15 protein-coding genes are annotated in these 16448 nt (G+C 43.5%); 11 read left to right on the top strand and 4 right to left on the bottom strand.

Annotated elements, in window-relative coordinates; translation table 11 throughout:
* Nucleotides 1-97 precede the first annotated feature (97 nt).
* Nucleotides 98-2641, top strand: coding sequence for an HD domain-containing protein (locus tag LSG37_RS13030; protein WP_233080291.1), 2544 nt, complete (start codon nt 98-100; stop codon nt 2639-2641).
* Between the two features lie 48 nt (nt 2642-2689).
* Here LSG37_RS13030 and LSG37_RS13025 read toward each other — a convergent pair whose 3' ends face one another.
* Nucleotides 2690-3031 carry a zinc ribbon domain-containing protein YjdM gene (locus LSG37_RS13025; RefSeq protein ID WP_233080290.1) on the bottom strand — a complete coding sequence of 114 codons (342 nt, stop codon included), beginning with the start codon at nt 3029-3031 and terminating at the stop codon, nt 2690-2692.
* 77 nt (nt 3032-3108) lie between these two features.
* Entirely contained in the window at nt 3109-3582 is a 474-nt protein-coding gene (locus LSG37_RS13020; protein ID WP_233080289.1) for a LabA-like NYN domain-containing protein, read from the bottom strand.
* Between the two features lie 135 nt (nt 3583-3717).
* On the opposite strand from LSG37_RS13020, the gene LSG37_RS13015 reads away from it, so the two are divergent.
* The 4 genes from LSG37_RS13015 (at nt 3718) to LSG37_RS13000 (ending at nt 6779) form a co-directional block, all read left to right on the top strand.
* A complete protein-coding gene (locus tag LSG37_RS13015) occupies nt 3718-4188 on the top strand; it encodes a YehS family protein (RefSeq protein ID WP_233080288.1) in 471 nt (156 codons plus the stop codon).
* 26 nt (nt 4189-4214) lie between these two features.
* A complete protein-coding gene (locus LSG37_RS13010; protein ID WP_233080287.1) occupies nt 4215-5009 on the top strand; it encodes a PhzF family phenazine biosynthesis protein in 795 nt (264 codons plus the stop codon).
* Between the two features lie 59 nt (nt 5010-5068).
* Nucleotides 5069-5515, top strand: a complete 447-nt coding sequence (locus tag LSG37_RS13005) for a GFA family protein (protein WP_233080286.1) — start codon at nt 5069-5071, stop codon at nt 5513-5515.
* Nucleotides 5516-5687: 172 nt separating this feature from the next.
* Nucleotides 5688-6779 carry a phospholipase A gene (locus LSG37_RS13000; protein ID WP_233080285.1) on the top strand — a complete coding sequence of 364 codons (1092 nt, stop codon included), beginning with the start codon at nt 5688-5690 and terminating at the stop codon, nt 6777-6779.
* A gap of 98 nt (nt 6780-6877) precedes the next feature.
* On the opposite strand, the gene LSG37_RS12995 is transcribed toward LSG37_RS13000, so the two are convergent.
* Nucleotides 6878-7249 (bottom strand): BON domain-containing protein, encoded by a 372-nt coding sequence (locus LSG37_RS12995; RefSeq protein WP_233080284.1) that lies wholly within the window; start codon nt 7247-7249, stop codon nt 6878-6880.
* 180 nt (nt 7250-7429) lie between these two features.
* Between LSG37_RS12995 and LSG37_RS12990 the strand changes: the two genes are divergently transcribed.
* The 6 genes from LSG37_RS12990 (at nt 7430) to LSG37_RS12965 (ending at nt 14234) form a co-directional block, all read left to right on the top strand.
* Nucleotides 7430-7825 carry a nuclear transport factor 2 family protein gene (locus LSG37_RS12990; protein WP_233080283.1) on the top strand — a complete coding sequence of 132 codons (396 nt, stop codon included), beginning with the start codon at nt 7430-7432 and terminating at the stop codon, nt 7823-7825.
* Nucleotides 7825-8337 carry a GNAT family N-acetyltransferase gene (locus LSG37_RS12985; RefSeq protein WP_233080282.1) on the top strand — a complete coding sequence of 171 codons (513 nt, stop codon included), beginning with the start codon at nt 7825-7827 and terminating at the stop codon, nt 8335-8337. The genes LSG37_RS12990 and LSG37_RS12985 overlap by 1 nt, the downstream gene beginning before the upstream one ends.
* Before the next feature lie 103 nt (nt 8338-8440).
* Nucleotides 8441-9334, top strand: a complete 894-nt coding sequence (locus LSG37_RS12980; RefSeq protein WP_233080281.1) for an EamA family transporter — start codon at nt 8441-8443, stop codon at nt 9332-9334.
* Nucleotides 9331-9912, top strand: coding sequence for a flavodoxin family protein (locus LSG37_RS12975; RefSeq protein WP_233080280.1), 582 nt, complete (start codon nt 9331-9333; stop codon nt 9910-9912). The genes LSG37_RS12980 and LSG37_RS12975 overlap by 4 nt, the downstream gene beginning before the upstream one ends.
* Before the next feature lie 87 nt (nt 9913-9999).
* The gene (locus tag LSG37_RS12970; RefSeq protein WP_233080279.1) at nt 10000-10374 is read left to right on the top strand and encodes a nuclear transport factor 2 family protein; all 375 of its coding nucleotides are present in this window, start codon (nt 10000-10002) and stop codon (nt 10372-10374) included.
* Nucleotides 10375-10421: 47 nt separating this feature from the next.
* Nucleotides 10422-14234, top strand: coding sequence for an SIR2 family protein (locus LSG37_RS12965; RefSeq protein ID WP_233080278.1), 3813 nt, complete (start codon nt 10422-10424; stop codon nt 14232-14234).
* Nucleotides 14235-14255: 21 nt separating this feature from the next.
* Here the strand turns inward: LSG37_RS12965 and LSG37_RS12960 are convergent, their stop codons facing one another.
* Nucleotides 14256-16394: a winged helix-turn-helix domain-containing protein gene (locus LSG37_RS12960; protein ID WP_233080277.1), complete on the bottom strand. Its 2139-nt coding sequence runs from the start codon at nt 16392-16394 to the stop codon at nt 14256-14258.
* Nucleotides 16395-16448: the final 54 nt, after the last annotated feature.

The following is a 16448-nucleotide window of genomic DNA, read 5'->3' as shown; positions in this document are numbered from 1 at the left end:
TGTATTGTATCGCTAGATTCAATAATCTCATCCGAGTTTAAATGTTTTAGAGTATTCTTTAGCCTGTAGTATTTGTTTATCCACTTTTAGGGAAACCATGAAAAAAATTACCTCTACTGATCTCTGGCGCAAATCGTTATCTGATTGTATCGACGATCAATATAAAGTTGAGAGGGAAAAATTAAGAAGTTCGCTAACTGATTTTAGAGACAAAGTCAGCTATTTAGTCAGTCAGATCTCAAGGTCGTTACCACAATTAACTCAGCATGACATTACTCATCTTGATGCTTTGTGGGAGATGGCTGATTTAATCTGCGGTAATGAGTATGAGCTGAATCCGCTTGAAGCTTATGTATTCGGAGGTGCCGTTCTACTGCACGATTCTGCATTGTGTTTTGAAGCTTACGATGGTGGGCAAGAAGCTATTCGGAACAATGTTGTATGGCGTGATCATTTTAAAGTTGCTATTGAATCAATGCCTGAAAGGACTTTAAGCGAGCAGCAAGATTATGCTGATTTTGCGGCACTCAGAACTCTTCACGCTGAACAAGCTACCGCCCTCGCGTCAAAATCATGGAATGTACCTGAGCGAGAAGATAGATACTATTTGATAAATGATGTTGAACTGAGAGTTAGTCTAGGTGAGTTGATTGGTCAAATTGCTACAAGCCACCACTGGTCCATAGAGCAAGTTGTTGATCATTTTTCAACACAGTTTAATTCCCCAGCTCATTATCCTAGAGATTGGAGAATTAATGCAGTCAAAATTGCATGTATGCTCAGGTGTGCTGATGCTGCTCATATTGATAACCTTCGGGCGCCAGATTTTTTACACGCATTGATAAAAAGAAAAGGTATATCCCTTCAGCATTGGCAAGCTCAGAACAAACTTGCAAGGGCTGACTTAGATCAGAGTGATAAAACTCATTCGACATTGATTGTTACATCTACTGGTAGCTATAGAGAAATTGAATCTGACGCATGGTGGGTTGCATTTGATACGCTTCGAATGATTGATAAAGAGATTCGTAGTTCAAATGCTGTTCTCTGCGATAATTCGACATTTCAAATTAAAAAAGTGAAAGGGGTTGATTCACCAGAAAAAATGGCATCGCTCCTTAAAACTGATGGTTGGAGTCCTTGCTCTGCTGAAGTACATGTAGGCAATATTGAAAAACTTGTATCGGAATTAGGAGGAAAACATCTTTATGGAGACTCAAAAGAAAATATTCTAGTCGTGATCCGAGAGTTGATTCAGAACGCAAGAGATGCAGTCAACGCTAGGCGTGAACTTGAACCTACATTCGCTGGGAAGATTACCGTCAGGTTGAAAAATGTAAATGATAAACAGTATCTGACTGTCGAAGATGATGGCGTTGGCATGTCAAAAAGAGTTTTGACTGGTCCATTGTTAGATTTTGGTACAAGTTTTTGGACTTCTTCGCTAGTACAATCTGAATTCCCAGGGTTGAGGTCTTCTAAATTTAAGCCTGTGGGTCGATTTGGTATCGGTTTTTTTTCTGTTTTTATGTGTGCGAGCAGCGTTTCGGTTTGCAGTCGCAGTTGGAAAAGTGGTTCAGATGGTGTCTGGACTATAAAGTTCCCAAGTGGCCTCACTTTGAGGCCTATGCTAACGAAATCTCAGGAATTTTATTCTAATGTTACAACTCGTATAGTTTGTGAACTTGATAAAGAATATTTCAAAGGAAACACTTGGAAAATTCACTCACAAAGGCAAGGTGTTGAATCCCTAATTGTATCTATAAGTGATTGCCTATCAGCTTTGTGCGCAGGTATAAATGTTTCGGTGGATTTTCAGTTTGATGATGAACCGTTGGTCTCTGTTCATGACGAGAAATTTACCAATAATGCGTCAGATTGGATTAGTAAGTTGTCTTTTTCGAAATATCAGCATCAAAGTACATCAGACTATATTGCAAAACACGTTCAACGCCTAAGACCTATAGTCGAGGCTGGTTACGTTTACGGATTCGCGGCGCTTTATTATGACGATCCGAGCAGTAACTATTTATCAATATCTACCATCGGTGGTTTGGTTTCAACTGTAAATGGTAGAGAGACTTCTTTTTTTATAGGTTTTTTAGATTGCAAAGTTCATTCTGCTAGGCGTGACCATAGAGGTTATGCAGCTCCATTTGATGCACTCAAAAAATGGGTGACAGAGCAATTAGCATTGATCAATCTCAAAGAACTAAGTTTTATTCAGTTGCATTATTTAGGTGCATCAGTGTGTAATTTTGGACTCGATCCTTCAAGTTATGTTCAGACATACTGTACATATAGAGAAAACAGATTTTTTGCCTCAATCAATCAACTGATAGATCTATCGCAATCAAATTCTTTGTGTTTTTTCCGCAGTAAGAACATGAAAATGATAGAAATTCATCATAGTGTAAAGAATGTAGAATGTGGCGTTTTGCTATTACCCTTTGCCAGAGGTAACTTTCTCGAAGCTGATTTTGATGTAGGTACAGCGACAACTGAAAATAGTCTAATTGCTTGTATATTAAAGAAAATTAGTGAGAGAAATTTGACTCTTGATATTGAAATAATAGAAAATCACTCTAGGTCACTTTTTGGCGATATGGACCTCGTTATTTTAAGAACTCGGCCGTTTTAAGTTAGTTGACAAGGCCACGTAAATGCGGCCTTGTGTTTCTGCTAGAGTTCACGCTTTTTTAACAAACTCAGACTTTAGCTTCATAGCGCCAAAACCATCAATTTTGCAGTCGATATCGTGATCGCCTTCCACTAACCGTATTCCTTTGACTTTGGTGCCAATTTTGACCACCAAAGAGGAGCCTTTTACTTTTAAGTCTTTGATCACAGTGACAGTGTCACCATCCTGCAATAGATTGCCTGCTGAATCACGGATGACTTTTTCGCCCTCAACTGCATCAGCAGTGGCAGTTGTCGACCATTCATGGCCACATTCAGGGCAAATAAACAGACTATTGTCCTCGTAGGTATAAGCAGAATTGCATTGTGGGCAGGCAGGGAATTGGCTCATGACGGGTCCTGATTTAATTCGGTACAGCTTTAAAAGGGCGCGTAGTGTAGCCGAAAAGCCCTACTTTTTACAGGGCTTTACAGCAATAAGTCCGTCTCGATAGGGCGCCACAGAGCGCAGCTTTGTTGCAGCGACTGAGCTGTTAGCCCCGGCACGCTGTACACCACTGTATCAACCCCATGTTGTTTGTAGACCGCCTGCAACAGCAAATCAAAATCACCATCACCAGATAACAAGACGACAGTGTCAACTTCGGCCGCTAAGGTTAAAACATCAATGGTAATGCCAACATCCCAGTCGCCTTTGGCAGAGCCGTCGGCACGCTGGATAAAAGGCTTGAGTTTTACTTCAAAGCCGATATGGCGCAAAGCGTCCTGAAATTTAATTTGCTGATCGTCTTTTTTATCAATGGCATAGGCATAGGCGTAGCTGATGTCACCCCGAAGCTGTAATTGCTGCCAGAACTTACGGTAGTTAAAAGAGCGGCCGTAAGCCTGCTTGGTGGTGTAGTAGATGTTTTGTACATCAACAAAAACGGCAATTTTAGTCATAAAAAACAGAACCCAAAACAAGATGAACTGGACTATAACATGGCATCTGTTTGAAACCGCGAAAGAAAATCAGCCAGCAGCGCTTTGTGTCTGTTAAAATGTCGGCAACTTGACTGGAGCGCTTTGCGAATTTTTATGAATAACAACGATGTTTTACGCCGTTTACGTTACGCCTTTGATTTTGGCGATCAACAAATGATGAATTTATTTAGCCATGCGGGCTTAACAGTGAGCCGGGCGCAGGTCAGTGACTGGCTGAAAAAAGATGAAGATGAAGCCTTTCAGGCCTGTGATGATGTCACTTTAGCCAACTTTTTAAATGGCTTGATCATCGAAAAACGTGGTCGTAAAGACGGCGAACAACCAGTGCCTGAAAGCCGTTTAAACAACAATATTATTTTCCGTAAGTTAAAAATTGCGCTGGATTTAAAAGACGACGACATAGTGCAAATGATGACGGATATTGGCTTTCGCATCAGTAAACCCGAATTAAGTGCATTTTTCCGTCGCGCTGATCATCATCATTTCCGTCAGTGTCAGGATCAAATTCTGCGTAACTTTATAAAAGCTGTGCAGATCAAATACCGCGAAAGCTCGGAAGACTAAAAGCGAGAGTTAACAGGGCCGAACGCATGGAAGCGCAGCTGCAATTTTTTAAAGTATTTGCTGACAACCCAACTAAGGGTAACCCGGCGGCTTGCGCTTTATTAAGTCATTGGCCTGATCTTGATGTGTTACAGGCTATTGCGTCTGAAGCCGAACAGGTGGTCACCGCTTTTATAGTGCCCATTGCTGATGCCCCTCATCAATACCAGATCCGCTGGTTTTCCTGTTCGCAGGAAATCAACTTATGTGGCCATGGCACTTTAGCAGCGGCCGCTTTGGTGCGTGGGCTTAAAGGTGAGGGCTGTTATCAGTTTTTAAGCCAATACGGTGATTTAGAGGTAACAGCCAGTTTTGCTGCTTTGCAGATGGCTTTACCACAGTGGCCGCCGTGCCCTGAAACACAAACTGAATTACCCCCGGCTTTGCTGGCTTGTCAGAGCGTCGATTATTTTCAGACCCGCGATTTAGTACTGGTGCTTGCCGACGAGCAGGCAGTACAGCAATTTCAACCCGACTTCACTTTAATACAACAGTTAGAACAACATGCATTGATTGTTAGCGCTTTTAGCTCACCAGATACCTATGTTTTACGTTATTTTGCCCCCCGCATTGGTATCAATGAAGATATAGCTACAGGTTCGGCTCAGTGTTCACTGGCGCCTTACTGGTTTAAAAAAACCGGTCGTACAGAGTTTAAAGTGCGGCAGTTTTCGCTGACAGATGCCAGTTTTTCGGTCGCCATTAACACTCAACAGCTGCATTTAAAGGCTCAGGCTGTGAATTTACCGCATCTGACCCGGCCTATTGCAACAATTGCTTAACAGCGAAAACAAAATCCAGTAGGCTGATACTCTGTATAGTCTCCAGCGGGTAGTGGTGTATGTCAGCGTCCTCTTCAACAGTTCAGCCTTCATTGCAAAAAGCTCATGGTCAGTGTTTATGTGGCAAAGTGAAAATTCAGGCAGGCGCAGTGGTATTGCAGGCAGGGGTTTGTCATTGCCAGTATTGCCAGAAGTGGGGCGGCGGGCCGCTATTTACGCTTGATGCTGGCACAGAGGTAAAACTGGATGGAGCTTGTTTTGTCTCCACTTTTAATTCTTCTGACTGGGCAGAGCGTGGCTTTTGCAACAACTGTGGCACTCATTTGTTTTACCGGCTGAAACAAAATGGCCAGTATTTTATTCCTGTGGGTTTATTGGACCAACTGACTAATCTGGTGCTCGATCATCAGATTTTCATAGAGCAAAAACCAGACTGGTACTGTTTTGCTAACCAAACCAAAGAACTGACCGGCGCTGAAGTTTTCGCGGCATTTAGTACAACTTAGGGCTTTAAACAGGATTTTTTCTCAAACAGAACAGCTTATCTTCAATGCTATTTTTACAGTGGTTAAGTCCTTGTTTATATTTAGGTCCTATAATGGTGGTTACCAGAGAGTAACTATCTAAGGGTGCATAACCCTTATTATGCAGGACAGTATTTAGGCTACGGGAGTGAGCGTGAAAAAACTACAGAAGGTATCAACACTAACCGCTATTGTGCTGATAAGTTCAGTCAGTGCCGGGGTTTCTGCTCAGGACGTTAAAAATTGTCGTGAAACCACAAATAAAGACCAACGTTTGGCCTGTTATGACCGCATTTTTGGCACTAGCAGTGCCGAAACTGTCGAAACTTTAGCCGCAACTAACTCAGCAGAAGCAGATGTAGAAGTAAAAGAACATGTGAAAGCTCAGGCTCCTGAAGTCAGTGCAGCTCAAATTCCAATTGCCACAGTGATGCAAAAATACTGGGAACTGACGCCTGAAGAAAAACGTGATCGTTTTGTATTTCGCACTTACCAGCCTAACTTCTTTTTACCTGCTCATATCACGTCCAATATTAATAAAGCGCCACAAAGTCCAACCCGGGGGCAAGCCGAAGCCAACGAAAACTACAAACAAATGGAGAGCAAGATCCAGGTGTCATTGCGTGCCAAGCTGATGACAGAGCTGCTGTTGCCTGGTGCTGACTTGTGGTTTGCCTTTAGCCAGAGATCGATGTGGCAGTTATGGAATGATCAGGATTCTGCGCCCTTTCGTAACACCGACTATCAGCCTGAACTCATGTATATAGTGCCTGTGGCTGATGCGTGGGGAGACTTACCCGGTGAATGGCAAATACGTATGTTGCAATTTGGTATAGCTCATCAGTCGAATGGGCAAGCGAAGCCTTTATCGCGTAGCTGGAATAAAGTATATGCGGGTTTAGCTGTGGATAAAGGTGAGTTTGGCCTGAACTGGCGTTACAACCAGCGTATTTCTGAAAGTGGTGATGAAGATGATAACCCGGATTTAATCGACTATATCGGCAGTCATGAAATCAGCGCTAATTGGTTACCAGGTAACGCAACAGCTCAGCTGACCTGGCGTAATGATTTTTCCTACATAAGCCGCGGTTCCTGGCAGTTGGATCTGACCTATCCGGTCGACAGCAGCAAACTGGACGGATTACGCTGGCACTTGCAGGTATTTTCCGGCTACGGCGAAACCTTGCTGGATTACAACTTCCGCCAAAACAGCATGGGCATAGGGGTGATGTTGTTTAACTTCTAAGTGAGAAGTGTGAAGATGAAAGCAAGGCGTCAATCGCATTTGAGAAATCGGTAACTTTCAAAATAACACCGCCTCCAATCAAAGAGGCGGTAGTTGTATTAACGTTTTATCGTCAATTCATCGTTTACAGTTTTAACGCCAATAACACCTTCAGCAATCAATATTGCCTGATTAATTTGGTTTTGGCTGTCCAGCTCACCCGTCAGACGAACATCGCCTTTGGTGGACACAACAGTGATGTTAAAGTTTTTTAAATCATCATCACGCAATAAAGCTGTTGTCACATCATTGTTGATGTTGGCGTCAGATATAGCCACAGGCACAGCACTGTCTGCTACAGGCACTACTGCACTTTGATCGTCCGTTGTTTTCACTGCACCAGGGTAGGTTGGTGTGGATTTATCGCAAGCAGTCAGTGTAACTGCTGAAAGCAGTACTACAGATAAGGTAAAACCAGTAGATAATTTCATAATAAAGTCTCCGTTGGGCCATGCGTGGGGGCTGGGTTATATAGATACTGGCGCTTCCCGGGCTTGCCGTCTGTGCGCTAACGTACTTCGTGCTTGGCGCATTCAGAAAAACTTGCGTCAGTTCTGTTAACTGAGGTAAAACGACGATAGTAGCTTCAAAGCCTAACAAAGTAGGTGATCGTGACATCAGAACAACAAAAGGCCTTTACAAAACAGTTGATTGCACTGGAATTACAACTGCATCAACCGGAAACAAGGCGAAGTCAAACCCAGTTAAATCTGTTGTTGGCCAATGGTTTTGAAGAAATTGCAGCCTCTGGGGTGCGTTTTGACAAAGCTCATGTGTTGCAGCGACTACCAGAAGAGCAAGCACCTTCGGTGGAAGCTTTTGATTTTGAAGTGCGTTTGTTATCTAAAGATTTGGCTCAAGTGTTATACAAAGCTAAATTGCGTAAAGCGGGAGAGATGCAAAGCAAGTTGTCGTTGCGCAGCTCTTTGTGGCAACTCAATAGCCTTGGCTGGCAAATGGTGTTTCATCAGGGTACAACAGTGCTACCCGCGAGTGGGCCTGTTTAATGTCCGGCTATCGGATCCGAGCTTTGCAGTCAGATGATGTTGACCTTGTGCTTCAGTTTGAGTTAGCCCACAAAAGCTTTTTTGAACAAAAAATTGAAGCAAGACCTGAGGAGTTTTATCAGCCCGAAGCAGTACAGCAGCATATCGCTGAGTTTTTGCTGTTAAAACAGCAGGCGTTGGCCTGGCCTACACTGATTTTTAATGCAGAAAATGAGTTGATCGGCAGGGCCAATATCAAAGACATCGATCCGGTGACAAAATCTGCTTATGTTGGCTACCGCATTGCTGAACACTGGTCTGGTAAAGGCGTTGCCAGCTTTGCTTTGTGTCAATTAACACAGCAGGCAAAGCAAATGGGATTAATGGTTTTATTTGCCTGTGTTGCGACAGAAAATCAGGCGTCAGAGCGGGTGCTGATAAAGGCCGGTTTTCAAAAAATGGAAACCATACCGCAAGTGGCCATAGTGCAGGGCAGGGCTGTTGCGGGTTATTTGATGTGGCTGAAATTATAAGCTATTAAAAAATCATTTAAATTTTTCTTGACCTCAAGTTAGCTTGAGCTTTTACAGTGGCGGCAGATTTTAAGTCTGTGCGCTGTAAAAGGAGAGTCTTGTAATGAGTTCAGTTGTATCCCGTTGGTATGATCCCTGGTTAACCGCTTTAGCCCCGCTGATATGGGGCAGCACCTATTTAGTCACCACAGAGTTTTTGCCTCCTGATGTCCCCTTATTGTCTGCCGCTTTACGTACCTTGCCGGTAGGGCTTTTGATGTTGTTATGGTTACGGCAGCTACCGCAGTCTGGCTGGTGGGGCAAAATTTTCCTGTTAGGCTTTTTAAATATTGGCGTGTTTCAGGCGCTGCTTTTTGTCGCTGCTTATCGTTTACCTGGTGGTGTTGCTGCGACAGTCGGCGCTATTCAGCCTTTGGTGGTAGTTATTTTAAGTTGGGCTGTACTGGGTGGCCGCACGTCGTGGCTAAGCTGGATTGCTGCGTTGTTGGGTTTATTGGGTGTGGCTCTGCTGGTGTTAGGGCCTGCAGCTCAGTTGGATAGCCTAGGCGTAATAGCAGCTGCAGCTGGTGCTTTGGCAATGGCCTGTGGCACTTTATTAACGAAAAAATGGCAGCCTCCGGTCAGTGCTATGGTACTCACCAGTTGGCAGCTTAGTGTTGGCGGCTTGTTTTTGTTGCCGCTTGCTTTAAGTGTCGAAACCCTGCCGCAAAGCCTTAACCTGACTCATATTCTGGGTTATCTCTGGCTTGGTCTGATAGGTACTGGCCTGACTTATATTTTCTGGCTGCGAGGCGTGATGCGGATGTCAGCCAGTGCTGTCACAGGTTTTAGTTTACTCAGCCCTTTAAGTGCAACTGTGCTTGGTATTGTCGTGCTGGATCAGCATCTGACGCTGCTGCAAAGTCTGGGCATGCTGTTGGTCTTGACCGGTGTCTGGCTTGGTCAGCATAAAATGGCAGCTCCAGTGGTGCCAGTGAAAGCGGAGGCAAGCCAATGAAGATAGCTATTGTTTATCATTCGGTCACTGGTACCACAGCACAGCTGGCTGAAGCTGTGGCCGCAGGTTGTCGTTCAGTCGCAACTGCAGAGCCTCAATTACTTCGCATTGAAGGGGCGGATATACAGCAAGGGCGCTACAAGAATTCAGTAATGCTTGAAGTCATTGATCAGGCTGAGGCCGTCATTTTTGGTTCTCCCACTTTTATGGGCTCTGTATCGGCGCAGTTCAAAGCTTTTGCTGATGCTACAGCAGGCGATCATTGGGTTGAGCAGCGTTGGGCGGACAAAGTCGCAGCTGGTTTTACTGTGGGCACTGGCTACTGTGGCGATACATTACATTGCCTGCATTATTTGCAAATTCTGGCGGCGCAGCACGGTATGTTGTGGATAGGACTGGATTTAGCAGGTGCTGGTGATGCAAAGGCGCCAAACCGGCTTGGTGCCCAGGCTGGTTTGATTGCCAGAGCTGTGGATGATGCTATCGAAGCTCCAGACTTACAAACTGCTTTTTATCTGGGGCAACGGGTGGCTCGTATTGTCAGTCGATTAAAACCAGCTGGCATAACACAGTGTTGATGAGGCAACTTTGAGTTTCCAAAGCAGCACTGGTGTTTTACAGCGCTTTTGTTGATCATCTGAGTTTTATTACAAGGTAAAGCTCAGATGACAAACAGCAAAAAACAGATCGCACCAGAGCAACTGATACTGCAGCAACTGGATGCTTACAACAGCAAAGATATCTCAGCCTGGCTGGCTTGTTATCATCCTGATGCAGTGCAGCTGGATTTTCACGGCGCAGTGCTGGCGCGCGGTCATAATGAAATGCAGCAGCGTATCAGCCAGCGTTTTGCTGAAGCTGATTTGCATGCACAGTTATTACAACGGATAGTTATGGGCGAGTGGGTCATAGACCATGAACTTATCCAGCGTAATTTCCTTGAAGGCCGTGGTCAGATCGAACTCTTATGCAGTTATCAGGTGAAACAAGGTCTTATCGTCAAGGCCCTGTTTCAGTTTGGGGAGAGACTATTGTTTTAGCTGATCTTAAGTTATGGTAATCGGAACTTTTTCTTGAGGTTAAGTTTGTGAGATTTATCGAAAATGGTCCTGATCTACCTGATGAGCTTCTTCGTGCCAGAGATGAAGGAAAGGTAATTTTCTTCTGCGGTTCAGGAGTTTCGATTGCCAAGGCTAGATTGCCGGATTTTTTGGGCTTAGCCAAAGAAGTTAAAACAGATTTAGGGGTTTTGCCAGATAGCGCTGTTCAAAGCTTATTGCTTGAAATTAAGAATAGTGCAAAGAGATTGCATACCTGTAGTAAAAAGTATTCGAGTGAGCTGTCAGGACTAATTTCTGTAGATCGTCTTTTCTCTTTGCTGGAAAGAGAATTCCTTACTGAAGATATCCGGCATTCAGTGAGCAAAAAACTAAAGCCTAAAACTTCACCAGTAGATTTGTCTGCTCATCAGATCATACTCAAATTAGCTACCTGTCCTTTGGGCAAAACCAGATTAGTGACAACAAACTTCGACTTATTGTTTGAAGATGCTAAGCCAACTTTAAAATGCTACGTTGAGCCTCAGTTACCTAAACCAGACGACCTTGATGGTTTGGTCTATTTGCATGGCAAAGTCGACGCTAATTACAAAACGTCGTTTAACAATACTTTCGTGTTGTCCAGTGCGGAGTTCGGTTTAGCCTATCTGGCTGAAGCTTGGGCTACTCGTTTTGTTCAGAAAATCATTGAACATTATGTTGTTGTTTTCATTGGCTATTCGGCAGATGACCCTCCTATTAAATATTTATTGGAGGCACTGAGTCGCAGCGATAATAGGTCAAAAGGATTGTATGCCTTTCATGCAGGGACCGAAGATGACGCTCGAGCAAAATGGCAGCATCAAAATGTAAATGCAATTCACTATTCTATTGAAGATAACCACTCACGGCTCTGGGACACTTTAGCTGCCTGGGCCGAGAGGACAGAAAATTATGACTTGTGGTGTAAAGCTGTTTTAGAGCAAGCCAAGCAAGGCCCAGCAGCTTTAAGGCCTTTCCAGAGAGGACAGGTTGCTCATATAGCTTCTTCTGTTCAAGGGGCTAAATTACTGTCAGAGCTAATACCGCCGTTACCAGCAAGTTGGTTATATGTTTTTGACCCTGCAGTAAGGTTTAAAGATGTTTATTTTAATCCTTTCAGGGGAGACCTTGAGTCTTTTGACTACTTTGATTTGTATGGTTTGGATTCAGAAACTGCACCAATAAGACCATGTAATCCTTCGCCTTTTGCTGTTAGTCATGTGCCAAATGCAGTATGGGATCTGTTCAAAGCAACACCTGAAGAAGCCTATCTAGCTGATCGGGAAGTGTCGCTATATTTTAGAGAGCAAGCCGATACTCGTTTTGAATTGTTAGAGCGATTTAGGTATATAGCCAAATGGTTTGCTAAGGTTTCTGAGCAACCCATGGCGTTTTGGTGGGCTGTGGAACAAAAGTGTCTTCACCCCTATATTGTTGGTTTAATAAAACAAAGACTCCAGATAAAACATGATGTTAAGGTTTCTGTAAGGGACCACTGGCATTATCTAATTGAATCTTGGAATAACAATGTTGGTAGAACCGAGCATGAGCGATTTAGCTTTAGCGAAGAGTTGAAGAAAAATCGATTAAACCAACGGACTTTACGTAAGTTTTTTGATCTTTTAAAACCCCAAATAAAAGTATCAACAACTGCATCTACATTAAACAAATTACACAAAAATCCAAATACTGAGTTCAATGATGTTGTGAAAGTTAAGGTCGAGTATCCCGCTGATACTATGGATTGGCCTGATGTACAACCTGAGCTATTACCTGAGTTTTTAGCTGAACTACGTTTGCTGATCGAGTTTTCATTTAAATTAGAAATCGAAGTCGATTGCCCGTTTAATACCTATAGCTTGCCTCCATCTATCAGGGAGCATTCACCCAATGATAGATATGGATTTGATTTCAAAAGTTTTGTCCTGAAATATGCTGAATATTTTCAAAGGCTTTGCGGCGGTGATTCCCGGAGCGCCAAATACGAAATGTCGATGTGGCCTGATAATTGTGCCTTCTATTTAATAAAAGTTTGGGCACTACGTTTTACCGAATTGGTTGAAGATCATGAGGTTATTCGCTTATTAGGAGGTATTAGTCAGGAAGATTTGTTTGAACGGTATTTATGTCCTGATTTGATGCTCAGTTTAGCGAACCGATGGCTGCATTTTTCAGCGGAAGTGCGGGCTTATATTGAAGGGCGTATTCTAAAAGGACCTAATCAAAGAGAGGGCGAGGCCGATGAGCATTTTGCTCAAATATCCGCAGAGGATATTTTGAATCGCTTGCATTGGCTGAACAGCCGTGTTTGCGCACTGTTACCTGATACTGAAAATACGTTGCAGGTCCTTAAAAATAAGGCAGTTCATTGGCGCGAGGAATATGCTTTAAAAATTGCAGTCCCTCAACAATCAGGAATTCGTAGCGTTGAAACAGACCATAGGCATAAAACCTTACTGAATATTCCCGTTTCTGAGATCATAAAAACAGCACTAGAAAGTCCTACGTGGTCTGAGGATTTTTCAAAAATAATGAGACCTTTTGTTGGCTTGTCTAATGAACGTCCAGCAAGAGCTTTTTCGGCGTTAAGAAATGCTGCAAAACGAAATACCTACCCATTGGAAGCTTGGAATACTTTTTTAGGCAGCGAAGCCAGAGAAAGAGATAAATATAGGTTTGTCGGATTTATTGCTGAGGTTTTAGTCAGATATTCAAATGAGATTCTGATTGGATTCCTAGATCCGATTTTGTATTGGTTAAGAAAAGTCAGTAACCAGCTTCTAAAATATTATCCTGATAAATTTCATAACCTTATGATTAGTTTGATCGAGTTAGTGTCTGAGTGTTCCATGGACGATACTCAGGGATCAAGACCAACATACACTTTTGCAGATGCATATAAATCGCGAGGCGGTCAATTGACCTTGATTTTATTGGATATGGAGGATAAAGCACAACGCCGAAGCCTTTCTTCACATTTCCTGGAATATTCGGAGTCGTTACTGCAGTTGCCGGGCGTTCAGGCCGATTTTGTCAGGTGCATACTTAGCAGCAAAACTAATAAGTTATTTTTGTCTGACCCAAAGTGGCTAAAGCTTCATGTATTGCAATGTTTAAACTCGGTAGAGCTTTTTCAGGTTGATCTGTTTTGGCATGGTTTTCTGGAGCAAAATGTAAGCACAAAGCTACCAGCTAAGTTGCTTGAATACCTAAAACCCCGGCTGGTGAAAGCTATTCAGTCGAAACGTTATCTTTCAAAACAACATCAGGAGGTATTATCAAGGCTTTTGGTTGTCAGTTGGGCTAGTTCTGTATTTACAAAACGGAAGATGCTCTCAGATGAGAAGTTTCGAGCCTGTATTGTTTTATCCGATGACACTTTCCGAGTTCAAGTATTAATGCGTTTTCGAAATTTAGTTGCACTAAACAGTAATAGGACTTGTCTGTTTTTTTATATGTTAGAAAATGTCTGGCCACGGCATAAGATTGTGAAATCTCCTGCCGTCACAGCGGAGCTTTGCTCGTTAGTGTTTAAAAGTAAAGACGAAAATATTGTCGAACTGCTTAATTTGGTTTTACCTCATGTAGTTAAAGCAACAGTGACGCATATCCGCTTATATGAATTAAAAGGTGGAGAAGTTATATTCTCTGTACCTGAGAAGTTGTTGTCTCTGCTTTATAAAGTCCTGTCATTTGATAGTTATTATACAACCTACGATCTAGCGCGAATTCTTGAATTAATCGAGAGTAAAGCGCCAGAGTTAAAAACTGACTATAGATACCTTGAGTTAACAAGGCGGTTAGAAGAAAGGCAGGGTTAAGATAAGCCTGCCTTAGAGTTTTTACTTTTTACCACCATCAGGTACCAGCTTATAAATATCGCCTTTGGGCAAGCCTGCTTTGACATAAAACAGCTGCTGGTTTTCAATGGCGTAATGATGGACAAACCGCTCTGGCGTGGCCAGCAGCAGGCTGTTTTCCTTGCTCTGTAGCTGGTACTGCCGTATGCCCTGATCTGGCTGATAATAATAAATCTGCCCTTCGGACAAGCTCCAGTTTAGCCAGTTGATTTTATTAAAATCAGCGATCAGTAACTGTTCTTCTCCAGTGGTTAAATCCAGCTGAAATAAGCCGTCCTGATGAAACTTGCTGAAATACAGCTGTCCCTGCAGCAGATAACCGCTGTAACCACCCTGAGTTGTCAGTTGAGTGGTGGCTGCGGTGTTTAAATCCAGTTGCCATAATTGCCAGTCACCACCTTGTTGACTGCTGTAAATAATGCCTGAACCATCCGCCATCCAATTGGCTACTTCCACCTGATGTTCGGGCGCGACCAGCACCCGCTGCTGGCCTGAAGCTACAATAAGTTGCCATAAGGCGCCGTCTTTGCTGAAGATTAACGACTCGCCATCCGGTGACCACTGCAGGCGCACAAAAGCCGGGACGCCAGGTAAATCCGCCAACAGGTATTCGTTTTGGCCAACAGGCTGCAACCAGATCTGATCTTTGCCATGGCGCTGGCTTAAAAAGGCTAAGTCGCCTTTGTGATTCACCCGAGGCATGCGGTCAATTTTACTGCTGCCTATACGGATCCTGGCTTTATTGTTGCTCACATCATGTTGCCATATATCCGCGTCTAGTTCGTAGTCAGCGTAGTAGATTTGTCGTTGCACCACAGCCAGAGACTGCACAGTACGGCCTGTATAAAACAAAAACTCCAGCTGGTCTGTGTCGAAACTGTATTGCAGTAATTCAGCACCTTTACTCAGTAACAACTGATTGCCTAACCAGTCTATCTGCGTGGCTTGCAGCGGCAGAGTTTTTTGCTGTAACACCACAAAACTACTGCTGTCGAGGATCAGCAGCAGCGTCTGCTGATTTTCCAGATAACGTAATACTGCTAGCTTTTTGCCATCATCGGACTCAGCAAAAGCTAATTCTCCGGTAGGGCTTTCTGAACTGAGCGGATTGGTGATCTGCTGTTTGGCTTTGGTATCCAAACGATAACGGCTCAAGGCATAAGGTTGGGTTTTGTCTGTTCTGTCACGCAGGTAAAAGCCTTTGCTGTCGTTTTGCCAACTAAGTTTTACCGCTGCATCTGTAGCGCATTGAGCCACTGTTTTTTTCTGCTCTGGCTTGGCTAGTAAAAACCATTCGACAACACAGCCTTGCGGATTTTGTTTTACCCATAAAATTTGCAAAGCATCAGGGCTTATTGCTGCCGTGCTAATGTCATTGTCTTCAGACAACAGTTGTAGTTGGTCTTTATTCTGTTGTAACAGCAGCTGTTTTTTTTCTACTTGTGAAGATAAATACAACAGCACAGCGCCATCAGCGCTAAGGCTGAGATCATACTCAACACCTTGGCCATGACTGACGGGCACAGGGGCAGTCATGTAAGGTGTTGTCAGTTGTTCTGGCGTAGGCGCTAACGTAATAAAAAACCACCAGACAAAAAATAGCAAAGGGGATGCCCAAAGTAAGCCTAATCCCAATTTGGTTTTTAAGCCGGAGCTTTTCACTGCAACGACTTCAGGTGCTGTTGTTTGAGTTGTGATGGCGGGTTCTGCAACGAATTCGACATCCTGCTGTTGTGGTGTTTCGACCGTCAGAGGCTGACAAAGCCGATAGCCAACTTTAGGCTGAGTTTCAATGTAAGTCGTTGCAGGGTCCAGCTGAGCAAAAGCCTTGCGTAATAAAGACACTGACTTATTAATGGCGCTTTCGCTGACCACACGACCAGCCCACAGCTGTTCAATCATTTGATCGCGGCTCAGTTGGCCTTGGTCTGCAGCAATAAAAAGCGACAACAGCTGATAGGCTTGAGGCTCCAGATACAAAGTTTCTGTCGCCGAGCTTAGCTCACGGCCGTTGGGGTCAAAGGTCAGTTGACCAATCAAAAATCGCTGATGGGTGTGTTGTTCAGGCATATCAGAAAAAGTCCGGAAAGAAGCTTTGGCTAAGGCTAAGCTTTTTATCATAAAAATGGCTTTAGCTGTTGTATTTGCTATGACTTTCGGCCATCAAACCCACTT

Origin of the sequence: Rheinheimera soli (genome assembly GCF_021290985.1) — a bacterium.
In the GTDB taxonomy this organism is placed as follows: Bacteria; Pseudomonadota; Gammaproteobacteria; order Enterobacterales; family Alteromonadaceae; genus Pararheinheimera; species Pararheinheimera soli.
Note: the sequence above shows the minus strand (reverse complement) of the source record. Positions and strands in the feature narration are given on the sequence as shown.

What these genes read in the sequence shown, in the direction of transcription:
- LSG37_RS12995 (WP_233080284.1), bottom strand. Translation starts at nt 7,249, where the DNA reads ATGAAATTATCTACTGGTTTTACCTTATCTGTAGTACTGCTTTCAGCA.
- LSG37_RS13010 (WP_233080287.1), top strand. Translation starts at nt 4,215, where the DNA reads ATGGAAGCGCAGCTGCAATTTTTTAAAGTATTTGCTGACAACCCAACT.
- LSG37_RS12980 (WP_233080281.1), top strand. Translation starts at nt 8,441, where the DNA reads ATGAGTTCAGTTGTATCCCGTTGGTATGATCCCTGGTTAACCGCTTTA.
- LSG37_RS13020 (WP_233080289.1), bottom strand. Translation starts at nt 3,582, where the DNA reads ATGACTAAAATTGCCGTTTTTGTTGATGTACAAAACATCTACTACACC.
- LSG37_RS13015 (WP_233080288.1), top strand. Translation starts at nt 3,718, where the DNA reads ATGAATAACAACGATGTTTTACGCCGTTTACGTTACGCCTTTGATTTT.
- LSG37_RS13005 (WP_233080286.1), top strand. Translation starts at nt 5,069, where the DNA reads ATGTCAGCGTCCTCTTCAACAGTTCAGCCTTCATTGCAAAAAGCTCAT.
- LSG37_RS12985 (WP_233080282.1), top strand. Translation starts at nt 7,825, where the DNA reads ATGTCCGGCTATCGGATCCGAGCTTTGCAGTCAGATGATGTTGACCTT.
- LSG37_RS12960 (WP_233080277.1), bottom strand. Translation starts at nt 16,394, where the DNA reads ATGATAAAAAGCTTAGCCTTAGCCAAAGCTTCTTTCCGGACTTTTTCT.
- LSG37_RS12970 (WP_233080279.1), top strand. Translation starts at nt 10,000, where the DNA reads ATGACAAACAGCAAAAAACAGATCGCACCAGAGCAACTGATACTGCAG.
- LSG37_RS13025 (WP_233080290.1), bottom strand. Translation starts at nt 3,031, where the DNA reads ATGAGCCAATTCCCTGCCTGCCCACAATGCAATTCTGCTTATACCTAC.
- LSG37_RS13030 (WP_233080291.1), top strand. Translation starts at nt 98, where the DNA reads ATGAAAAAAATTACCTCTACTGATCTCTGGCGCAAATCGTTATCTGAT.
- LSG37_RS12975 (WP_233080280.1), top strand. Translation starts at nt 9,331, where the DNA reads ATGAAGATAGCTATTGTTTATCATTCGGTCACTGGTACCACAGCACAG.